The following is a 22736-nucleotide window of genomic DNA, read 5'->3' as shown; positions in this document are numbered from 1 at the left end:
CGAGCAAAAAAGCGCTTCTCTACGAGAAACGCTTTATATTAACTATTTAACTGTAATTTCGTAACTGGCATTAAATACTTCGCCGGGTGCTAATTGATTGACACCAAATTTTTCTGAAAGTTCACCAGAAGCGTCAACATCATCTGCAATCCCCCACCAAGGTTCAAGACAAACTAATTCGCCTTCCGTTGGGTAAGGTGACCAAACACCGATAAATGGGGCGCCTGATACTTTCAAACTGATCGCATGATCCGTTTTTTCAGAACGAATGCTAAATTTATTTTCTTGACCCTTTAATTCGTAAATTAAGGCATCATCTTTGAAGAGTGAGTGATTAATATCAGTCGCCACATCCGTTGGTGCTAATGTGCGTTCATTTAGATTGATGAATGCCCCTTGCAATGGAATCTTGACGCGTGATTTTTGTGGTCGGTAGTCTAAAAAGTAGTCTTCAAATTGGGTATCGTCCGTTAATGGGACTTTAAAGCCGGGGTGGCCCCCAACAGAAAAGTACATTGGGCCAGATTGCGCTGTATTTTTAACATCATAGTCCACTTTTAAGTGCATGTCGTTTACTTGGTAAAAAACGCGCAGTTCAAATTCAAATGGATAAATTTTTAAACTTTCTTCATCTGATTTCAATAAGAATGTCACAGCCGTATCAGTTTGGCTTTCTACTTCAAATTGACGATCACGGGCAAAGCCGTGTTGGCCCATTGGGTAAGTTTTACCTTGATACGTATATTGATCATTCTTAGAACGCCCAACAAACGGGAATAAAACGGGTGCGTGGCGCCCCCAAACTTTGGGATCTGCTTGCCAGAGATATTCTAAGCCTGAAACAGCCCCTTTAACACTCTGTAATTCCGCACCTTGTGGACTAAGTGTCACTGTTAAAAATTCATTTGCAATTTGGATCATTTTTAAAACCACCTTTAGAAATTTATAGAATAAAGCGGGTTAAATCTTTATCGGCTACAATCTTACCAATTTTATCATTAACATATTGTTCAGTGATGGTGATATCACCCATCTGCATATCTGGTCCTTCAAAGAGAATGTCTTCCAACAATTTCTCCAAGATGGTTGCCAAGCGTCGCGCACCAATGTTTTCGGTGTCGTGGTTTACTTGGAAGGCAATTGCAGCAATTCGACCAATGGCTTCCATCGTGAAGGTGACGTGGACCCCATCTGCACCGATTAAAGCCATATATTGCTTAACAAGCGCGTTGTTAGGTTCCGTTAAGATCCGGACAAAGTCGGCTTCAGTTAAGTCTTCTAATTCCACTCGAATTGGAAAACGACCTTGTAACTCAGCGATTAAATCACTTGGTTTAGATTCCGCAAAAGCCCCAGAACCAATGAAGAGGATATGGTCTGTTTTAAGTACCCCATATTTGGTATTAATTTGTGAGCCTTCAACGATTGGTAAAATATCGCGTTGTACCCCTTCACGTGAGACTTCGCCAGATTGTTTCTTACCACCGGCAGCAATTTTATCGATTTCATCGATAAAGATAATCCCGGTATTTTCGGCTCTTTGAAGGGCATCATGATAAATATCGGCATGATTAACCAACTTGTCTGATTCTTCTTGAATGAAGATTTCACGCGCTTCTTTAACGGTAACGGTTCTGACCATCTTCTTTTTAGGCATGATTGAGCCTAATGTATCGTTCAAGTCAATTCCCATTTGGCCCATCATATCGTTCATTGGTGCGGCCTTTTTAGGTTCGTCAACTTGAATTTCAATTTCGCGATCATCCAAAAGCCCCTTATCAAGTTGCTCCTTAACAGATAACCGTTGATCGCGTACTTCGTCGGTTACTTCTTCAGTTTCAGCTTGGTTTAAACCAGCTGGTGTTTCACCATTTTGAAGGGCCGTGAACATCGACATTAAGTCGTTCATGCTATTGTTATTTTTACGTTGTTCCTTCTTGATACCAGGGACTAATAATTTTACTAAGCGTTTGTCTGCTTGACGAGCCGCTTTACCACGCACATTCTTGAATTGTTCTGATTCTTCCATGTGAACAGCAACATCCGCTAAGTCTCGGACCATTGATTCAACATCACGACCAACATAGCCGACTTCTGTAAATTTAGTGGCTTCAACCTTGATTAAAGGCGCATCAACGACTTTCGCTAACCGGCGAGCGATTTCTGTCTTACCGACCCCGGTTGGTCCGATCATCAATAAGTTTTTAGGTGTAATTTCTTGTTGCATCTTAGTGCTTAATTGCATCCGACGATAACGATTATACAAGGCTACCGCTACGGCTTTTTTAGCTTTATCTTGTCCAATTACAAACTTGTCTAATTCAGCGACAATTGATTTAGGTGTTTTATTCATCAAATCCATTGGGGCCACCTCCTAAAATGATTCCACAATCACGTTGTGGTTCGTATAAACGTCGATGCCACCAGCAATATTCACGCCAGTTTCAACGATTTTTTCGGCTGTTAATTCAGGCTTACCTTCTAAAATCAAGGCCGTTGCAGCCGCTTGGGCGAAATTACCACCTGAACCAACCGCAATCACTTGATCCCCTGATTCAGCAAGTGTATCAGGGGTAATGACTTCACCGTTACCTGAGATCAAAAGAATATCTGTTTCGTTAATGGCAATCAACATTGCTTCTAATTTTTGAAGCGTTGGATCTTTACGCCAGTCCTGTGCCAAGGCAACAGCGGCGTGTTGTAAATCACCTGAGTATTTTTCTAATTTTTGTTCAAACCATTCTTGTAACGTAAACGCATCTGCAACGCCACCGGCAAAACCAATTGCGACTTTATTGCCATAAATCCGGCGAGTTTTTTTCGCTGAATCTTTTGTGACGAATTTTTCGCCCATTGTTACTTGTCCGTCGCCAGCAATTGCTGTTCGACCATTATGTTTTACTGCACAAATTGTTGTCATTTGATTTGCTCCTTTAAATAGCGTTAATCACATTTTAGCAGTCTTTAAGACTGTGTGCTAATTCTATCGCTCTTTTTTGTTAAAAAAATCGTTCTTTAGTCCTAGTTTTTAGCCCGTGGGAAGAACTGACGGTAATCCTTTTGCAAATGGGCCGTCGTCACGTGAGTGTAAATCTGGGTCGTCGACAAGCTACTGTGACCTAATAACTCCTGAACCGTTCGTAAATCCGCCCCGTGGTCTAGTAAGTGGGTCGCAAAGGTATGGCGAATCATATGGGGATGAATCCCACTGGTTAAACTGGTCTTTTTAACCACTTGATCCAATGCGTATTCAATGCCCCGACTGGTAATTGGATTCCCTAAATGATTGACGAAAACCACATCGTGTTCTTGCTGGCGTTTGGCCATCAATTGCACCCGACCATCGTTTAAATAATCCTGCAAAGCCTTAGTCGCGTGATTGCCAAAAGGCACGTAACGATCCTTATTCCCTTTACCATGTACCAAAATAACCCGTAAACCAAAATCAATCTGGCCAATCGTTAGTTGGGCACACTCGCTAACCCGCATCCCCGTTGCATATAATAACTCCAGAATGGCGCGATTACGTTGCGTCAGCGGTTCTTGTCCGACAATCGCGGCAAATAACGCATCCATCTCTTTTTCATAGAAAAAGCGGGGTAACTTATGGCGTTGTTTCTTGAGTTGGACCGTTTCAAACGGATCAGTCTGTAAAAATTCGTTGCGTATCAAGTAGCGATAAAACGACCGCAAACTTGAAATCCGGCGTGCAATCGTTTCGCCACTATATTTTTTTTGATCCATTTCATTCAAATAAGTTTGTACTTCAAGGGTACCGACCTGTTTAAAGGAGGTCAGGCCCCCATTAGCGGCCAAAAAATCGACAAACGCCTTAATATCGGCTTGATAGGCCTTTTGCGTTTCTGGTGAATAGTGTCGATCAACAATTAAGTATTGTAAAAACAAATTAATCCAATCTTGTTCAAGCGCCAAAAAAATCCCTCCAAGCTTGGTTAATAATACTTTACCACAAGCTTAGCGGGATTTAAAAGGTGTTTACCTAGAGTGTTTCTTTAAATGTGTCAATACTTGCTAACGCACGGTCTGCAAGTGCTTGATTCCGTTCTTTTTTATCGCGAATTCGTTGTTTTAAGGGTTCGAAAATTCCGAAGTTCGCATTCATTGGTTGGAAATGTTTGGCACTGGTATGCGTAATGTAATGTGCCATTGAACCCATTGCCGTTGTTGCTGGGAAAGTAACTGGTTCTGTGTCTAATGCTAAACGAGAAGCATTAATCCCAGCCACTAAGCCAGAAGCAGCACTTTCAACATACCCTTCGACACCTGTCATTTGACCGGCGAAGAATAAATCAGAACGTTGTTTTGATTGGTAAGTTGGTAATAGCACGTCTGGTGATTTCATGAAGGTATTACGATGCATAACACCGTAACGAACAAATTCAGCATTTTCTAAACCTGGAATCATCCGGAAAACGCGTTTTTGTTCGCCCCACTTCAAATGAGTTTGGAACCCAACAATGTTATAAAGACTTGCAGCGGCATTATCCTGACGTAATTGAACAACAGCATAAGGTTGTTCACCGGTCTTGGGATTTTCAAGCCCAACTGGTTTTAAAGGTCCGAATAACATTGTTTTGATACCGCGTTTTGCCATGACTTCAATTGGCATACAACCGTCGAAGAATTTTTCATCTTCAAAGTCGTGCATTTCAGCAACTTCTGCTGAAATCAAGGCCTTATAAAAGGCTTCGAATTCCGCTTCAGTCATTGGGCAATTCAAGTAAGCTGCTTCACCCTTGTCATACCGTGACTTAAGGTAAACTTTATCAAAATCGATACTGTTTTTATCCAGGATTGGTGCAGCGGCGTCGTAGAAATACAAACCTTCACTACCGTTTAACGCACTGATTTCTTCTGCTAAGCCAGGTGACGTTAATGGACCAGTAGCAACTACTGTAGGGCCTTCTGGGAAAGCGGTCAATTCTTCGTGATGCACGGTTACCCGTTCATGATTAGCGAGTTTGTCGGTGACCGTTTGTGAAAATGGTGTCCGATCAACAGCTAACGCACCACCAGCAGGAACGGCATTTTCGTCCGCTGCAGCGATAATAATTGAATCTAAACGGCGCATCTCTTCTTTAATCAAACCAGCCGCATTCGTGACTTGGTTTGCCCGTAGTGAATTGGTACAAACTAATTCCGCAAATTGTTCCGTGTGATGGGCGGGCGTCATTTTAACCGGCCGCATTTCGTATAAATGAACATCAACACCGCGTTTGGCGATTTGCCAAGCTGCTTCGGAACCAGCTAAGCCGGCACCAATCACATTTACAAAAGGTTTTGTCGTCATCTAATTACCTCAAATTTTCTCTTATTTTTGAACGGCTTCTTCATAATCACCATTAGGACAGATGACTTGTTTGCCGCCTTTAATTTTCTTTTCAACTAAGTAGTGTTCACACTTAGGACAGTTTCTACCGACCGGTTTATCCCATGTGACAAAATCACAGTCTGGATAACGATCACAGCCGTAGAATAACCGGTTTTTCTTAGATTTACGTTCAATAACTTGCCCCTTGCCACACTTAGGACATGTCACACCGATTTCTTTGACGATTGCCTTGGTATTACGACAATCTGGGAAGCGACTGCAGGCGAAGAACTTACCATAACGGCCCATTTTGACCACCATTGGTGCCCCACAAATATCACAATCGAACCCAGCTGGTTCATCTTTAATCTGAACTTTTTCGATTTGAACGCTAGCCTTTTCAACTTCTTTTTCAAAAGGTTGGTAAAAATTATCAATAATCTTGATCCAATTTTCTTGGCCCGTTTCAACTTCATCCAAACGATGTTCAAGATCGGCAGTAAAGTCGATGCTGACAATATCTGGGAAGAATTCGACGATTAAATTATTGACGATTTCACCTAGTTCAGTTGGTTCAAATCGTTTGGCATTCAACTTCACATAATAGCGTCGTTGAATCGTTTCAATCGTTGGTGAATAGGTTGAGGGACGACCAACGCCGTTTTCTTCGAGCGCTTTAACCAAGTTGGCTTCAGAATAACGTGCAGGTGGTTGTGTGAAATGTTGTGCTGGATCGGTTTTAGCTAATTTCACTTCATCGCCAACCGCTAATTCAGGTAATAAGTTATCTTTTGCTGAATCTTCGGTATCGCGGGATGAAACGTATAGCTTAGTAAATCCTGGGAAGCGCATTTGTGACCCATTAGCCTTAAATAAGACATTGTTTTGATTAATCTTAACCGCCACTGTATCAAAGACAGCGGGTGTCATTTGACTGGCAACAAATCGTGACCAAATCAAGTTATAAATCTTATATTGATCATTTGTTAAAACGTCTTTTAAGCTCTTAGGTGTCCGCATCACAGAAGTTGGGCGGATTGCTTCATGGGCATCTTGTGCGCCTTCTGGATTTTTCGTCTTGTGGGCTTTAACAGCGGCGTATTCTTCACCATAGTTATCGTGAATGAATTGTGACGCTTCGTGTTTGGCACCCGTTGAAATCCGGGTTGAATCGGTACGCATATACGTAATCAACCCAACCGTGCCTTCTTTACCCCCGAGATTAATCCCTTCATATAACTGTTGGGCTTGCATCATCGTTTTACGGGTTCTGAAGTTTAACTTCCGGTTGGCTTCTTGTTGCAGTGAACTAGTGGTAAAAGGTGCCGCCGCAAAACGCTTGCGTTCACGCTTTTTGACATCTTCAATTGTAAAAGGTTGCGTCTTATCAATTTGCTTTAAGACATCTTGAACCGCATCGTTATTGCCTAAGGCTGCTTTCTTACCGTTTAAACCGTAGAAACTAGCTTTAAACTTGCTGCGCCCCTTCTTGAATTCGGCATCTAATGACCAATATTCTTCAGGTTTAAAAGCTTTGATTTCTTGTTCGCGATCAATTACGAGTTTTAACGCAACTGATTGCACCCGACCGGCACTCAAGCCTTTTTTAACTTTTTGCCAAAGGAGCGGACTAATTGAATAGCCCACAATCCGGTCTAATACCCGTCGTGCTTGTTGAGCATCGACTAATTTCATATCGATACTACGTGGATTTTTAAAGGCACTCTTAACAGTGTCTTTGGTAATTTCATTGAAGACCACCCGGTTTTTATCAGTTGGATCTAATTTTAAAATATGCGAAACATGCCATGCAATTGCTTCCCCTTCACGATCGGGATCGGCTGCTAGATAGATATGATCCGCTTTTTTAGCGTGTTTCTTTAATTCTTTAATTGTTTCGCCTTTACCGCGAATTGAAATATATTTAGGTTCATAATTATTTTCGAAATCCACACCCATTTGACTCTTGGGTAAATCGCGGATATGACCCTTACTTGCAACGACTTTATAGTTGCGTCCAAGATATTTCTCAATTGTTTTGGCCTTTGCAGGTGATTCTACAATGACTAAATTTTTGCCTGCCATGGACAAACCCCTTTCAACAGAACGCTTTGTTCAAAATCGTACATAATAATATGTGACGTGGGCGCCGTTTGTCAAATCCAAACGGGCGCTAGTGATTATCAGATTAAAGCATAGCATAGGTTTCCCAGTATTCAAAGGAAACTTATCAGAAAAACAGTGGATTATAACAAATTCATAACCAATCCTACCGCACTAAACCACAAAAAAACAAGGTGTGATAAAAAATAATTTTTATCCTTACCTTGTTTTTTTAAGCGTTGACTTGCGCACTATTAGCTAAGATATCTGCAATAATGCCGGCCAACTTAATTTGTGCCATCTGATCTTCAGCCGCTTTTTGAACCTGATCATAAGCGTCATTCAATGCCGATTGAATATTAGCACCCACCAAACACTGCGGATTGGTCTTTTCATCGATGTGCAACAATTGCTGATCAGTATCAAGCGCCTGATAGACATCTAAAACACTAATCTGCTCTGCTGGCCGGGCTAATTTAGGCGCAATCGTCCCTGGACGACTCTCCAATAAGTCAGCTTTCACCAAAAGGGACATCAACCGACGCACTAAGCTCGCGTTGGATTCGATACTGCCAGCAATTGACTGGCTCGATAAGTCCCCATCTTGATAAATTTCGACATAAGCTAAGATATGAATGGCATCACTTAGTTTGTGGGAATATTTCATCGTTTAACCTCAATTTCAAACGGATTCTCTACTTTGATTCTGCTGGTAACAATTCTTGAAGGGCTGCGGTTAATGATGGTAATGGTCGACCTAAGACATCTGGTAAATCACTTGAAACTTCATCTAATTCACCATCACGAATCAAGCTTTGAATCATCGTAACAACACCAACGACTTCAGCAGGTAAACCACTTGCTTCAAGCCCTTTTTGATACTCAGCAATACTTAATGATGATACCGCAAATTCTTGATTAGTCAATTGTGCAACACTTTCGGCTAAATCAGCATAAGTTGCGGGTGCACCAGCGAATTCATAAATGTCTTTTGCATCAGTCATGGCTAATACCTTAGCGGCTGCTTCAGCATAAAGACGTTCAAGTGTCCAACCAACATGACTGTCACCAGCGCCATAAACAAATGGTTGACCGGCAATAGCACCTTTAATTGTATCGAGTTCGTTTTCAAGATACCAATTATTACGTAAGAAAGAATGCGCAATACCAGATTCGATAATAGCCGCTTCTGTTTTACGGTGGTCTTCAGCTAAACCAGAAGTTGTTTGGTCAGCGTGGGGGAAACTTGTATAACCAATCCAGTTAACACCGGCTTTTTTAGCAGCCCGGACAACGGCCATATGTTGTTGATCACGTGGGACTTCTGCGCCTGGTTGCGATGAGATGAATAGTAGGCGATCAACACCTTGTAATGAGTCTGCTAATATTGCTTCTTGTGTATAATCCCCAGGGCGAACGGTAACGCCTGCTGGCACCATCTTTTGGGCTTTTTCAACGTTCCGTGCCAAACCAATAATATCTGAAGCAGGTACTAATTTTGCTAATTCGTGAACGGCTACTTGGCCAAAACGTCCTGTTACAGCTATAATTGCATATTTCATAATTTAAAATCCCCTTAGTGGTTTATTTGTTACTTTATAAGTAACTTGTTGTTTTAATAATAACAGGAGGGATTATGAATGTCAACCAAAACAGTTTCGCTTAATCAAAATAACGTAGTTCTTCTATTAATATGTTTTTATCTAACAATGGTGTCGCTCCCGCGGCGATTAATTGGTTGCACCCCTGTGACAGTGATTGATCAATGCGCCCCGGAATTGCATAGACATTGCGATTAGCTTGAAGGGCCAAGTTAGCGGTAATCAAGCTACCACTCTTGTGCCGGGCTTCCGTCACAATTAAACTATGACATAACCCCGCGATGATTTTATTGCGGGCTGGAAATTGATAGCGCCGGGCTGGTGTACCAAGAGCGTATTCAGATAATAACAAACCTTTTTCAGCAACTACCTGTTGTAAATGCTCATTTTGTGGTGGATAACTGCAATTAATGCCCGTGCCAATCACCCCAATTGGGGCCAAACCACGCTGTAAGGCAACTTCGTGGGCCATCGCATCCGCTCCTTGTGCTAACCCACTAATAATCGTAGTGGCAGTTAGTCCTTGTAATAACTGTTCTAGTGATTGTTTAGAATAATGAGTCGCTTGACGCGCCCCGACTACCGCGAGACATGGCTGTTTTAACAATCTTAAATCACCACGATAAAATAACAAAACGGGCGGCAAATAGGTTTCCAATAAGCGTTGTGGGTAATCTTTATCTAAGATGGTTAAATAAGTCGTTCGAACTTCATGGTCGATGCATTGGCGTTGTAAGGTTGTACTTTGAAAACTTGCTTGAAAAGTCGGCCAATAACGTTCCGGCAAGCGCGCAATCTGCGCAATTTCTAACGCCGATAACGCCCAATTATGACTGGTTGATAGCCACGCCGCCAAGCGTAATTCACTAATAGTCCCAAAACCCGCCGCTAAATGTACTTTTAAGAGTAATTGATTTTTAGTTAACACAAAAACAGCTCCTTTACGTTAATTAATAATCCGTAAAAGAGCTGTTTTATTTTTCTATAAAGCGTTTTGAACAGGGGAAAAACTGCGACGATGAATTGGTGTAACCCCGAGTTCAGCAAGCCCCGCTAAATGCTTAGCTGTCCCGTACCCCATATTGTTGGCTAAATCATAACCCGGATATTGTTGATCGTAATTAATCATCAATTGATCCCGAATGACTTTTGCGACAATGCTGGCTGAGGCAATACTAATACTGCGGGCATCGCCTTTGATTAATTTTTCTTGGGGAATATCAGTCGGTACGGTCATTGCATCCACTAATAAGTAGTCCGGTTGTTTATCCAGACCAGCGACTGCTTCACCCATTGCTAATTCTGTTGCGTGGTAAATGTTTTCGGTATCGATCCGTTCAGGTGACGCAATTCCGATACTAACACTGACTGCCTGGGCCATAATCTCTCGATACAACTCTTGCTTGAGCTTAAATGACAGTTGCTTCGAATCATTGACCTGCCAAAGATCAAAATCATGGGGCAAAATCACAGCGGCCGTCACAACAGGTCCGGCTAGTGGCCCACGACCCACCTCATCAATTCCGGCGACCAACGGATAATCAGGCCAGAGCGCTTTTTCCGTTTGACGCCGTTCTTCAAAAGCTGCTTTTTGAGCCGCTAATTTTGCCGCTCGCTTATGATATTGAACTACCAATTTCTGAACACCGGCCCGCGAATCAGCCGCAAAAGTGGCCAACTGCTCTTCGGTCACTGGTGCTTGTAATAATTGCTTAATTTCAGCAATCGATTGTGCTTTGGTCATCTTATGACGCCTCCACTGGGACAACGTCTAAAGTGAAGCGGCCTAATTTACCTTGGCGCGCATCATTAATGAATTTCACACAGAAACGGTCATAATCTTCTTTGAAACCTAACCGTTTAGTTAAAATCATGATTAATTCTGCGGCTGGTTCTTCAAGTTCGGCATCTGTCACCTTATAAACTTTCTGAAGTTGACTTGAATAGTATTCTTTAAAATGTTCTAAGGCAAAAATAACGACATCGTCTGGATGATAGATGGCATCTGAAATTGCACCAGTAAGGGCTAATTTACTGCCGATTGTTGGATCTTCAAACTTAGGCCATAAAACACCGGGTGTATCGAGCAATTCAAGTGTTTGTCCGGCTTTCAACCATTGTTGGTTCTTCGTCACACCTGGGCGATTACCCGTTACAGCGATATTCTTTTGAACTAAACGATTTAAAATCGTTGATTTGCCAACGTTAGGCACGCCGACACACATCGCCCGGATGACCGGGTTACGAATCCCTTTAGCACGTTTTTTAGCCAATTTTTCAGCTAAAATTTCTTGTGCTACTTTTTCGATCATGGGTAACTTAGCCTTATGCTGTGCATCAAGGGCAATTGCGGTAATGCCGCGTTTCTTGAACGTTTCAATCCATTGTTGTGTCCGTCGTGGATCAGCCATATCGGCCTTATTCATAATTAATAGAATGGGTTTGTTTTGACCTAATTCTTGAATCATTGGATTAATTGAAGATTCCGGTACACGGGCGTCCACAATTTCTAAAATTAAATCAACCGCCTTGAGCCGTTCTTTAATTTGTTTTTGTGCTTTGGCCATGTGACCTGGGTACCATTGTATTGTCATAATAACTCCTTTATTACTGTTTAAGATGAATACATCTCTTACCGATAGTATTATTCTTAATTCTATCATACCTCAGCGCGAACTTGACGGCTTAAATTAAAAAGGTTACGACCCGCAGTCGTAACCTTTCTCGTTTATTTAAAATAAGTGATATCTTCAAACGGCCAATAAACGCCTACTGCGCGGCCGATAATTGTTTCACGTTCGATTGTGCCAAACGTGCGACTATCCTTGCTAATTCGACGATTATCCCCGAGAACAAAGTATTGGTTAGCCGGAATCCGATCGTGATCCGTTAATGTTTTTAAATCAAAATCGGAGGTTAAAACCGTCTTTTGCTGCGATTGCTTCAAAAAAGATTCCACGACTGGCCGGTCATTAACGTATAATTGGCCCTCTTGATAAGCGATATGCTCACCCGGTAGACCAATCACCCGCTTCACGTAAGTGGTCCCATTGGCTAAGCGAAAAACAACAATTTCAAAGCGATGGACCTGCCCAAACTTTTTCAATAAGAGTTGATCACCCGATTTAAGGGTTGGTTGCATTGAATTCCCAGCAACCGTCGCCGGCACCAAAAAGAAGGACCGGATGACAAAAGCAACCAGTCCGGCCACGAGAATTGCTAAAAACCAATTACCTGCGATTGCTAGTTTCCGTCTCATTAAATCGCCTCAATCACTGTTTTACTATGCCTGTTCGCTTTCTTGATATAGCTGATAGGCCTCGTCAAAAATTAGCATGCTCGGTAAATAACTACCGTTTAACTCCAAATATTGGGATAACAGTTCATAGTCCCCTTCATGTTTAGGGAATGATTGATCGAAGAAAGCATTGTTGGCAAATTGCGCAACTGGTTCGTAGTTATTCGGATCGCGTTGTGTCATGAGATACCGATAGAAACTCTGCTTCATTTTGCACACCTTATTTCTTATTTTTTAGTGGCACGTATACGGATAAATCAATCTTATCGTTCTTCAAATCAATATGGCGGGCCTTGACCTGCATCCCATTAGCTAACTTAAATTCATTCAAGCGCAATGTAATCCGATTCTTATGGGCATTTAAAACAACCCATTTAGGGAATTTATATTGACGTTGGATGTAATTAAAAACAAATGACATCGGTACTTTCAGTTGACCGACAGCCAATTGCTTAGCACGTAGTTGAATATCCCCGTTTTCAAGCACATATGGTTTGAAAAAGAGGTTGAATTCGACTGGAAAACCTAAAAACTTAAATTGACCAGAAAGAATTGCTTGTTGATCTAGGGTAAAGTTGTACTTCACCTTTGAATTCTCAAGGTAGTTTTCAAGATAAAAGGCTACTACGCTATTAATTTGCTTCTTGTGCATCTGAATATCAAAGGTACTGTCAGCTTTGATCATTTTTTCAGTCTGAACTTGCTTAGTTTGCGGTGCACTAACGTTATAGGCGATAAAACCGAGCGTACCAATCACTAATGCTAGTAAAACAATAAAGCTATATTTCCAATAATTAATCGTTCGTTTAGGACTAACTTGTTCCTTTTTTAAATCTTGCCTGGTTTGCATTAACTAACTTCCTTACTTGGTCCAATCTTTTTGGTGTGCATTCATCTGTTGCCAAAAAGCGTTGGTGATGAGTTGATACCCTTTTTGATTAGGGTGGAAATGATCGTCGTCGCTAATATAGGGATTGAGATGCTCGTTTTCTGCAAGTGTTTTTTGCAGTTTACTACTGTCCATTTTAGCGAGCGATTTTGTTTGTTTCACATAATGGCCGTCACCATGCGTTAAAAGACGGTCGCTATTGATATAATAAGCCGACTCAAAGTCATTAGCAACTTCTTTGACTGTCTTATTCCACGCTGTCACGGTTTTTGACATCCCCGTAATCTCTGGGAAGTAAACGTAAAATGGATTATAGACCCCCATCACGAAAATTGGTGCCGTTGGATTTTGTTGGCGAATTTGTCTAAACAGCGTCATCAAATGCGTTTGGTAGGCCTTTTGCCCGGCTGTAATCTGTTTTTGATCTAAATCCAAAAAGTTATTTTGTAAGACCGCCATTAAATCATTGCCACCGACGGTCAGTGTAATGATGTCCGCCTTTTTTAAATTCGCTTGTAGCGTTGGTTGCGTGCGCACCCTTTTTTCAATCTGAACACTAGTATCACCGGTAACACCATAGTTTTCGGTTGCAACAGGATGGCCCGTTTCAGTTTTAATTTTAGCAGCAATCCGCGAAACATAACCTTCTTTATTTTGCTCATCACCAACCCCGTGGGTCAATGAATCGCCGACTGCTACTAAATGCAGTGTTTTTTTGACTTTCTTTGGTTGAACGACTTTCGTTTTCTGAACACTTTCTTGATGACTACGTACTTTCATTGGACGTGGTGTCAATAACTGCCAAACGATAAAGACGACGAGTAATACCCCGGCAAATATCCCTAGGTCGATCAACAATTGTCGTATTTTTTTCATATCTGGCATCCTCATATCTCTTTAGATAATAGTTAAGGCTGGGACAAATAAATGTCAACCAGCCTTAGTCATAAACTTCTTAGTTTTCAGTATAATACATCACTGCAAAAGCACCGGCGCCCGCATGGGTTGCAATGACTGGATCAGTGGTTCGTACTAAAATTTCGATTGCTGGAAAGGCTGCTTGTAATTGCGCCTTGATCTTTTCACTGAGTTCCAAACCATCGGCGTGTGAAATACCGATTGCTTTAACATTTTTTAACTTTCTGAGATCATCATCCATTTCATCAATGAACTTCGTAATAGTCTTCATACCGCGACCTTTACGGAGCACCTTAAGCTCACTATCAGCAACTTCAAGGATTACTTTGATGTTTAATAAACTTGAAATCACCCCGGCTGCATGGCTTAAACGGCCACCTTTAACAAGGTTGGTTAAGTCTGTGACACCCATGTATAATTTCGTATTGTCATGAACTGCTTGAATAGCTGCTAAGGCATCTTCTAATGAACCGCCCGCTTCAATCACTTCCGCTGCTTTTAAAACTTGGAAGGCCATTGCACGATCTGTAAAATCACTATCAATAACAGTGACGTCAGCTTTAGCCATTTCGCCAGCTTGACGTGCTGTATCAACTGTCCCGCTAATCGCACGTAACATATGAATTGATAGAATTTGACTACCATCAGCTGCTAGTTGTTCGTATGTTTCGATAAAATTACCAATGGCTGGTTGACTCGTCTTAGGAAGCGCACTAGCACTAGCCATTTCAGTCATAAATTGATCACGTGTGATTGTTTCACCATCAATATAGACGGTATTGTCAATCATGATGGTCAACGGAATCACCGTAATATGATGTTGTTTAATTTCTTCTGGTGTTAATTGAATTGATGAATCCGTTACGATTTTAATATTAGCCACTACTGCTTCAGCCACACTTTCTATCTCGAAACAGGCCCATATGCGGACCGCTATTTCTATGATTATATCTATAAGACAGTATATCAAACTACGCCCATTTTTTCAGCAAAAGTTACTGAGAAAAAAAGCGACTGTTTATCCTAGCATAAAAAAAGATACCCTGCTTAATCGAATCACAGGGTATCTTGAGGTGTTTTTATTTAGTGATTCTTTGATAAATCTCAAAGGTATGTGGGTATTGATTACGTTCATCAACCGTTCCTGCTTGTTGCGAAATTAATTTAAATTGCGTGTAGTCAATTGTTGGCATATAAACATCACCTTGGAACTTGTCAGCAATCTTCGTAACGTATAAATAGTCGACATTAGCCGCAAAAAGTTTAAAAATATCAGCACCACCGATAATGAATAATTTTTGCATGGGGTGTTCTTTTTGATAATCAAGCAGTTGTGTACGCTCATTAAAAACTAAAACGTCTTTAGCAACTGTCAAACCGCTTTGGCGTGTAATCACAATGTTTTGACGGCCAGGTAACGGCTTTTTAGGTAAGCTGTCATACGTTTTGCGCCCCATGATAACTGCTTCGTTAATCGTTTCGCGTTTAAAGTTGGCTAGATCATTCGGTAAGCGCCAAGGTAAATGTCCGTCTTGACCGATTAAGCCGTTTTGATCTTCAGCCCATAAAAATGCTATCATCTGCTACCTCCTATACCGCAACAGGTGCTTTAATTGCGGGTTCTGATTCATAATTTTCCACTTTAATATCAGCAACATCAAAATCAAAAATGCTCTTCTTATCTGGGTTTAACCATAATTTGGGTGCAGCATGCATTGATCGTGCCAATTGAGTCTTCACTTGGGTCACGTGGTTACTATAAATATGTGCATCCCCCAGAGTATGGATGAATTCACCGACCTCAAGCCCAGTTTCATGAGCAATCAAATGCGTTAATAACGCATAACTGGCGATGTTAAACGGTACACCGAGGAAGACATCCCCACTTCGTTGATAAAGTTGACACGAAAGCTTACCGTCGTTGACGTAAAATTGGAACATGGTGTGACAAGGCGGTAAAGCCATACTAGGCACATCTTCTGGATTCCAAGCAGACACAATCAACCGTCGTGAATCGGGATTCGTTTTAATCATTTCGATGACGTTTTTAATCTGATCAATGGTTTCGCCTGAACGTGTTTGCCAAGCACGCCATTGCTTACCATAAATATCACCTAATTCGCCGTATTGTTTTGCAAATCCTTCGTCGGCTAAGATCCGGTCGTTAAATAGGCGCATTTGTTCTTGATAAACAACTTTGAAATCAGCATCGTCTTGAGCCCGGTGACTGAAATCGGTCATGTCAGGACCGGTGTAATCAGTACTTTTAACGAAGCGTTCAAATGCCCATTCATCCCAAATATGGTTATTATGTTGTAATAAATAACGAATGTTCGAATCCCCTTTTAAAAACCACAAGAGTTCACTCTTGATTAAGCCAAAAGGCACCTTCTTCGTCGTCAATAAAGGGAATCCTTCTTGTAAATTAAAACGCATTTGGTAGCCAAAGAGGCTATAGGTACCGGTATTAGTCCGATCTCCCTTGTAGTGACCCTCTTCTAAGATTGTCCGTGCTAAATCGAGGTATACTTGTTCTGACATGGTAAACTCCCTTTTTGATAGTTGTAATAACGTGCTAGTGCTCGGAACATAACTGGGCTGAACACACTTCTCTTCTTTAACGTGCTTTTTGAAACTGACTCTTACGCTTAACCATATTTGTCAAATCAGCGATTGCATCGCTAATCCGCCAAATCCAGTTAATGCTCAGAGTCAAACCGTTTCAAACGCACTTCTTTAGTCTGCGTATTCGCTTAGGTAGTCCCAGCGCGCCATTTTTTCATCTAGTTCTTGATTTAAACGGTCTAACTCAGCTTGCCATTCGGCTAATTTACCGTAATCAGCACCATTTTGATTCATCTCAGTCTTGATTGTTTCGATTTGTTCATCTAGCTTTTCAAGATCTGTTTCAATATGGGCGTATTCCTTTTGTTCGTTATACGTTAACTTATGTTTAGCGGCTGGTTCCTTAACCGCTTCGACAGTGACTTCAGGTGTGGGCTTAGGTGCCGTTACCTTTGTCGTTGCTGTTTTTTGTTTAGCCAAGTAGTCACTAAACAAGCCGACTTCTGTCGTAATATTGCCGTGACCATCGAGTACTAATAATTTATCAGCAACTTGATCTAGGAAATAACGGTCATGGGAAACGGTAATGACGGTCCCGTTAAAGTTTTCGAGATAGTTTTCAAGAATCGTTAATGTCCCGATATCAAGGTCATTAGTTGGTTCATCCAATAATAAAACGTTTGGTTGTTGCATCAATAATTTTAAGAGATACAACCGGCGTTTTTCGCCACCAGATAATTTCTCAATTAACGTCCCATGTGTTGACCGGTCAAAGAGGAACTGCTCCAATAATTGCGTGACACTAATCCGATCCCCATTTTTACCGACAACTTCTTCACCGGCTTCTTGGAGGTAAGCAATCACCCGTTTATCAAGATCCAAATCTTCATTTTGTTGCGTATAATAGCCCAAGTTAACCGTCTCGCCGACGACCAATTCACCACTATCTAGCGGAATTCGTTCAGCTAAAACATTTAGTAGTGAAGACTTACCAGCACCGTTCACCCCAGTAATCCCAATTCGATCATTAGCTTGCACTAACAAGCTGAAATCTTTCAAGATAGGATGAGCATCAAGTGTTAAGTTAGCGTCTTTAAGTTCCAAGACCTTCTTGCCTAAACGTGATTGGCCCATTTGAATATCAACTTCGGAAGTATCCGGTCCAGTTGTCAGATTGCCCTTCAAATCGTTAAACCGATTGATTCGCGCTTGTTGCTTTGTCGTTCGAGCTTTAGCCCCGGCGCGCATCCACGTCAATTCTTGCTTATAGAGTTGTTGTTGTTTGTGGGCGGCTTGTTGTTCGCGTTCAATCCGGTCTGCTTTTTGTGTTAAGAATTGTTCGTAGTTCCCGGTATACGTATAGAGTTGACCGGCGTCCAATTCAAAAATTTGATTCGCAACCCGATCCAAGAAATACCGATCATGCGTCACGATTAAAAGTGCGCCCTTGTATTGTGCTAAGCGTTTTTCTAACCATTCGATAGAATCAAAATCAAGATGGTTAGTCGGTTCGTCTAAGATTAATAAATCTGGGCTTTCAATCAAGGCTTGTGCCAAACCAACCCGTTTTTGTTGGCCCCCTGAGAGCGTATTAATCGGTTGATCTAAGTCAGTTAAATGCAATTGCGTCAAGATTGTTTTGATATCGGTATCCACAGTCCAAGCATCTTGTTGCGTCATCTGCGCATCAGCTTGTTCATATTGCGTTTGCAACTTAGGATTCGTTGGATCAGCCGTATAGGCCGCCAAGACACGTTCGTAATTCTGAATCGTTTTAAACACCGGATTTTGGCCGGCAAAAATAGCGGCCATGATACTCAAATTAGTATCAAAGACCGGTTTTTGTGCTAAATAACTCATTGCGTATTGATTAGGCGTTTCAATCTGGCCACTATCATAAGAGTCAGTGCCTGTTAACGCGTTTAATAACGTCGTCTTCCCAGTCCCGTTAATCCCAACAAGGCCAATTCGATCACCTTCGCGAATTAAAAATGAAATATCTTTAAAGAGCGTTTTTTCGCCATAAGTCTTCGTTAAGTTCGTCGCTGTTAATGTTTGCAATATTTTTCACCTTTTACTTTCATTCTCTCAATCATAGCGAATAATCCGGCGGGTGACAATTAAAAATCACTAAAAAAACCGATTCATAATCGAATCGGTTTTAATGCAGTCATTAAATTTTAGGATATTCGTCGGCAATTGAGCTTGTAGCATCAATGACGATGTATAAATGACCATTTTTTTGTGAGATTTGGCTGGTTTGATAAATGTTATCTAAACCGCTTGTATCCTTATTCTTGAATGGGAAGTAGATTTGAAGTGGTTTCTTATCTTGTTCGTCTTCAAAGATGAGGTCTAACTTCTCGATATCTTGATACTTCGTTGCGCGACCAAACATCCCCATTTCAAGTGAGCCAGTATTAATGTCTTCACTCTTAACATGATCAGCTTCTGGTAAGATTTCAGCTTTAAAACTCTTACATGGATGAATTTCTTGCATTGGGCCACCGTTAATTCGGCCATAGCTGGTTGTTACCCGGCTAATCCAAATATCGTTCAATTCCTTGTGGTTGATTGTCCATGCGTCACCATTTCTAAAATACAATTTCAATTCTTTAAAAACGTGTTGTGCCATCAATGTCACCCTTTCTGAATGTGCTTACATGCTTATTTTAACACAAGTCTTGAAAAAGTGGTTCATTTTTATTTAGCGGCCTTTAGTAACGCTTCCGTCGTATTTAGTAACTCGTCTAGGACCACTTTCCGTTCTAAAATAGCTAGTGTTTTGCCTAAAATCGGCCCTGGTTGGAAGCCATTTTGCATCAATATTTGACCATTAATCGCTAAATCGGCTTTTTGCTTAATTTGTAACCGATCATAGCGTTCTAACCAGTCAGCAGTTGGAATTGTCGCAGTCGTCACCAATTGTGCGATTTGCAGACTAATCACTAAGACTGCTTGACCAGCTTGATAAAGGTCCCATTGGTCGGCAGTTGCCGTCAATAGTTTAGGGAGTAAGACTAAGCCGGCTTTAACCGCATCAATCACATCATTAGCACTCTTCCAATGCTTCAAAAAGCGACCAGCTTGTGCAGGGGTTTGCCCGAGTAAATAGGTCACCACTAACCAAACCGCACTTTCATCATGCAACTGTTCCGTTGGCAAGGCCGTTAATCGTTCCAAAGCCAGTAATTGATCTGCCAAATCTGGACAATACCGATATAAGCCCGTGTCAATAAACGTCCGTAACCCATTTTGCCGTTCAATCCCTTGCATCAACTTCATAAATTCAACGTGAATGCGTTCAATCGCAATTTTTTCAAGCAAGGCAGCGTGCTTTTCAATAGCGGCTTGCGTGGTTTCAGTCACTGAAAAACCGAGTTGGCTCTCAAACCGAACTGCGCGCATCATCCGAAGTGCATCTTCATGGAAACGTTCATCGGCGACACCGACCGCACGAATTTTATGCGCCTTCAAATCAGCAATGCCGTCGAAAAGATCGATGATTTCACCATCTGCGCGCATCGCTAAGGCGTTAATGGTAAAGTCACGCCGCTTCAAATCCTCTTCCAACGAGCGGACAAACGTTACTGAATCAGGCCGCCGGAAATCTTGATACCCGGTTTCCGTTCTAAAAGTTGTCACTTCGTAGCCATTACCATGGTCTAAGATCATGACTGTGCCATGTTGAATCCCGGTATCGACGGTCCGCTTAAAAATTTGTTTGATTTCAGCTGGATAGGCAGATGTCGCAATATCAACATCATGAATTGGTAAGCCCAATAAATTATCACGGACACTCCCCCCAACAAAGTAAGCCTCAAAACCAGCTGCTTCAATTTGTTCTAGGATTGGCAGTGCTTCTGCAAATTCGGGCGCAAAAGTCGTTAATTTCATTTATTCAACCTCTTATCTAATCACTATTGGTACATCATTTTATCCATTTATCATACCACAATCCTTTGCTAAACTTAATTGGCTTAGTCATGACAGCGATTCCGTGCTATATTTAATAGTAGGTACCACAGTAAGGGGGAATGACAAATGACACAAAAAACAAATTTGACCACCACTCTTCGTGATTTAATCGCGATTGCCATTGGTTGTGCGATTTACGCCTTTGGTTTGATTACGATTAACATTCAAAATCATTTAGCTGAAGGCGGGTTAACCGGGATTACCTTAATTGTGCGCTATTGGCTTCATATTGATCCAGCCTATACGACTTTAATTTTAAATATCCCATTAGTAATTCTTGGGTACAAATTTTTAGGTAAACGCGCCTTAGCCTATACAATTTACGGTACCGTCATGATGTCCGTCTTCTTATGGATTTGGCAACGAGTTCCTGTCACCATTAACTTAAACCATGATATTTTTATCGCCGCGCTACTTGCTGGTTTGTGTGGTGGCTTTGGTAGTGGTATCATCTACCGCTATGGTGGTACGACAGGTGGTAGTGATGTGATTGCTAGGATTATTGAAAAACGGCGTGGTATTCAAATGGGACGCTCCCTATTAATTTTTGATATTTTTGTTTTAACAGCTTCTCTCAGTTACCTCGATATCGAACACATGATGTATACCCTAATCGCATCGTACGTGTTCTCCCGCGTCGTTAACTTTACACTCGAAGGGACCTATGCTGCCAAAGGCTTGTTAGTCGTCAGTGATCACTATCAAAAGATTGCCGATCAAATCATGACTCAAACCGGTCGGGGCGTGACTTTCTTACACGCTGAAGGTGGTTATTCACACCAATCGCGTCAAATGATTTATTGTGTAGTCAGTGCTAGCGAAGTGGCCCACCTCAAAAGAATTATTGAACACCAAGACCCTAAAGCCTTCATTTCAATTATTGACGTCCATGAAGCACTAGGAGAAGGCTTTACGTATGAGACACCAACGAAAGATTAAATAGCATAGACGAAAAAAGGCTGAGCAGATAACTGCTCGGCCTTTTATATTTTAACTTTACCAGCCTGTTAACGTAACTTTCCCAATCATATGTCCAGATTCCACATCCCTATGTGCACGTTTTAGGTGTTCTGCATTTATTGGTGTATATGTTTTCGTAGTAATAGGCATCAGTTTTTTCATTTCAAACAACTGACATAGCTCTGTTAATATTTGGTTCTGAGTAGCCATATCAGCAGTCTGATAGTATGATTTTGAATACATCCACTCCCAACTAAATGTAACGCGTTTCTTTGTTAGTTTTTGTAAATCGATTAATTTATGATTTTCAGTAGTAGCTGTAACACGCCCATCAGGTTTAATTATTTCAGCTATCTCGTTCCAATGCGCATCTAAGTTATTTAGATTTAAAATATAATCAACATCTCTTATTTTTAAATGATGCATTTGTTTGACTAAGTCCTGATGATGATCAATGACAGCATCCGCCTTTAGTTGATTGACCCACGCTATTGCGTCTGGATTTGAGGCGGTTGCAATCACTCTTAGCCCAGCCAATTTTGCGAGTTGAATGGCCATTGAGCCTACACCACCGGCACAGTTGATGATTAAGATTGTTTTGCCCTTATTTTTTAAAATATCCCATGATAATGCTAATTTTTCAAACAACGATTCATATACCGTTAATCCAACAAGCGGAATGGCGGCTGCTTCTTGTAACGATAAATTTTGGGGTGTAGGTCCAACAATTCTTTCATCTACTGATTGGTATTGGGAATCGCTACCACTTCTTTTGAAATCACCGGCATACCAAACTTGGTCATTTGGCTTAAATAAGGTACACTCCGATCCTACTTCAACGACCGTCCCAACAGCATCCCAACCAATAACCTTGGGATGCGCCATTTTTGTTGAACGACCACTACATCTCACAAAGGTATCCACCGGATTGACTGATACCCCTTCAACCTTGACTAGTAAATCATGGTCTCCAATTGTCGGTAGTTGGCACATTATATCCTCAAAACTATCAGGATTACTAATTGGTAAATGTTTGTAAAATCCCACTGCCTTATTCATATTCATCATCCAAATTCCCTCTTTCCACTTTTA

General features: G+C 41.3%; 23 protein-coding genes. 1 reads left to right on the top strand and 22 read right to left on the bottom strand.

Annotated elements, in window-relative coordinates; genetic code table 11:
- Positions 1-42: 42 nt before the first annotated feature.
- The 21 genes from NDN60_RS01045 to NDN60_RS00945 all read right to left on the bottom strand — a co-directional run bounded on the left by NDN60_RS01045 (position 43) and on the right by NDN60_RS00945 (position 20603).
- The gene (locus NDN60_RS01045) at positions 43-921 is read right to left on the bottom strand and encodes an aldose 1-epimerase family protein (RefSeq protein ID WP_056947614.1); all 879 of its coding nucleotides are present in this window, start codon (positions 919-921) and stop codon (positions 43-45) included.
- 22 nt (positions 922-943) lie between these two features.
- Complete coding sequence (gene hslU / locus NDN60_RS01040) at positions 944-2362, bottom strand: ATP-dependent protease ATPase subunit HslU (RefSeq protein WP_056947612.1); 1419 nt, start codon at positions 2360-2362, stop codon at positions 944-946.
- A 12-nt stretch (positions 2363-2374) separates the two neighbouring features.
- A complete protein-coding gene (hslV, locus tag NDN60_RS01035) occupies positions 2375-2920 on the bottom strand; it encodes an ATP-dependent protease subunit HslV (protein ID WP_056947610.1) in 546 nt (181 codons plus the stop codon).
- A 101-nt stretch (positions 2921-3021) separates the two neighbouring features.
- Positions 3022-3933, bottom strand: a complete 912-nt coding sequence (gene xerC / locus NDN60_RS01030) for a tyrosine recombinase XerC (protein WP_056947609.1) — start codon at positions 3931-3933, stop codon at positions 3022-3024.
- A gap of 67 nt (positions 3934-4000) precedes the next feature.
- Positions 4001-5311, bottom strand: coding sequence for an FADH(2)-oxidizing methylenetetrahydrofolate--tRNA-(uracil(54)-C(5))-methyltransferase TrmFO (trmFO, locus tag NDN60_RS01025; protein WP_056947607.1), 1311 nt, complete (start codon positions 5309-5311; stop codon positions 4001-4003).
- A gap of 21 nt (positions 5312-5332) precedes the next feature.
- Positions 5333-7417: a type I DNA topoisomerase gene (gene topA / locus NDN60_RS01020; protein WP_056947604.1), complete on the bottom strand. Its 2085-nt coding sequence runs from the start codon at positions 7415-7417 to the stop codon at positions 5333-5335.
- A gap of 250 nt (positions 7418-7667) precedes the next feature.
- Entirely contained in the window at positions 7668-8102 is a 435-nt protein-coding gene (locus NDN60_RS01015; protein WP_011374692.1) for an Rrf2 family transcriptional regulator, read from the bottom strand.
- 28 nt (positions 8103-8130) lie between these two features.
- Entirely contained in the window at positions 8131-8997 is an 867-nt protein-coding gene (locus tag NDN60_RS01010) for an NAD(P)H-binding protein (protein ID WP_099947660.1), read from the bottom strand.
- Positions 8998-9097: 100 nt separating this feature from the next.
- A complete protein-coding gene (gene dprA, locus NDN60_RS01005; protein WP_011374694.1) occupies positions 9098-9964 on the bottom strand; it encodes a DNA-processing protein DprA in 867 nt (288 codons plus the stop codon).
- A 54-nt stretch (positions 9965-10018) separates the two neighbouring features.
- Positions 10019-10780 carry a ribonuclease HII gene (locus tag NDN60_RS01000; protein ID WP_011374695.1) on the bottom strand — a complete coding sequence of 254 codons (762 nt, stop codon included), beginning with the start codon at positions 10778-10780 and terminating at the stop codon, positions 10019-10021.
- A 1-nt stretch (position 10781) separates the two neighbouring features.
- Positions 10782-11633, bottom strand: coding sequence for a ribosome biogenesis GTPase YlqF (ylqF, locus tag NDN60_RS00995; RefSeq protein WP_167524711.1), 852 nt, complete (start codon positions 11631-11633; stop codon positions 10782-10784).
- 131 nt (positions 11634-11764) lie between these two features.
- Positions 11765-12295 (bottom strand): signal peptidase I, encoded by a 531-nt coding sequence (lepB, locus tag NDN60_RS00990; RefSeq protein WP_025015770.1) that lies wholly within the window; start codon positions 12293-12295, stop codon positions 11765-11767.
- 24 nt (positions 12296-12319) lie between these two features.
- Positions 12320-12544, bottom strand: a complete 225-nt coding sequence (locus NDN60_RS00985) for a YozE family protein (protein ID WP_011374698.1) — start codon at positions 12542-12544, stop codon at positions 12320-12322.
- A 10-nt stretch (positions 12545-12554) separates the two neighbouring features.
- The gene (locus NDN60_RS00980; RefSeq protein WP_056947600.1) at positions 12555-13184 is read right to left on the bottom strand and encodes a YpmS family protein; all 630 of its coding nucleotides are present in this window, start codon (positions 13182-13184) and stop codon (positions 12555-12557) included.
- A gap of 12 nt (positions 13185-13196) precedes the next feature.
- Positions 13197-14108, bottom strand: coding sequence for an SGNH/GDSL hydrolase family protein (locus tag NDN60_RS00975; protein ID WP_231953161.1), 912 nt, complete (start codon positions 14106-14108; stop codon positions 13197-13199).
- Between the two features lie 70 nt (positions 14109-14178).
- Complete coding sequence (locus tag NDN60_RS00970) at positions 14179-15024, bottom strand: DegV family protein (protein WP_025015768.1); 846 nt, start codon at positions 15022-15024, stop codon at positions 14179-14181.
- A 196-nt stretch (positions 15025-15220) separates the two neighbouring features.
- Positions 15221-15721 (bottom strand): dihydrofolate reductase, encoded by a 501-nt coding sequence (locus NDN60_RS00965; RefSeq protein ID WP_056947598.1) that lies wholly within the window; start codon positions 15719-15721, stop codon positions 15221-15223.
- A 10-nt stretch (positions 15722-15731) separates the two neighbouring features.
- A complete protein-coding gene (locus NDN60_RS00960) occupies positions 15732-16682 on the bottom strand; it encodes a thymidylate synthase (RefSeq protein WP_056947596.1) in 951 nt (316 codons plus the stop codon).
- A gap of 195 nt (positions 16683-16877) precedes the next feature.
- Positions 16878-18767: an ABC-F family ATP-binding cassette domain-containing protein gene (locus NDN60_RS00955; RefSeq protein WP_056947594.1), complete on the bottom strand. Its 1890-nt coding sequence runs from the start codon at positions 18765-18767 to the stop codon at positions 16878-16880.
- Between the two features lie 112 nt (positions 18768-18879).
- A complete protein-coding gene (locus tag NDN60_RS00950) occupies positions 18880-19341 on the bottom strand; it encodes a hypothetical protein (RefSeq protein ID WP_056947593.1) in 462 nt (153 codons plus the stop codon).
- Between the two features lie 68 nt (positions 19342-19409).
- Positions 19410-20603: a CCA tRNA nucleotidyltransferase gene (locus NDN60_RS00945; protein ID WP_056947591.1), complete on the bottom strand. Its 1194-nt coding sequence runs from the start codon at positions 20601-20603 to the stop codon at positions 19410-19412.
- Positions 20604-20750: 147 nt separating this feature from the next.
- Between NDN60_RS00945 and NDN60_RS00940 the strand changes: the two genes are divergently transcribed.
- The gene (locus NDN60_RS00940; protein WP_056947589.1) at positions 20751-21623 is read left to right on the top strand and encodes a YitT family protein; all 873 of its coding nucleotides are present in this window, start codon (positions 20751-20753) and stop codon (positions 21621-21623) included.
- Between the two features lie 57 nt (positions 21624-21680).
- Here NDN60_RS00940 and NDN60_RS00935 read toward each other — a convergent pair whose 3' ends face one another.
- A complete protein-coding gene (locus NDN60_RS00935; RefSeq protein WP_041821108.1) occupies positions 21681-22709 on the bottom strand; it encodes a zinc-binding alcohol dehydrogenase family protein in 1029 nt (342 codons plus the stop codon).
- Between the last annotated feature and the right edge of the window lie 27 nt (positions 22710-22736).

It is taken from the genome of Latilactobacillus sp. (genome assembly GCF_033176295.1).
Taxonomy (GTDB): domain Bacteria; phylum Bacillota; class Bacilli; order Lactobacillales; family Lactobacillaceae; genus Latilactobacillus; species Latilactobacillus sakei.
Note: the sequence above shows the minus strand (reverse complement) of the source record. Positions and strands in the feature narration are given on the sequence as shown.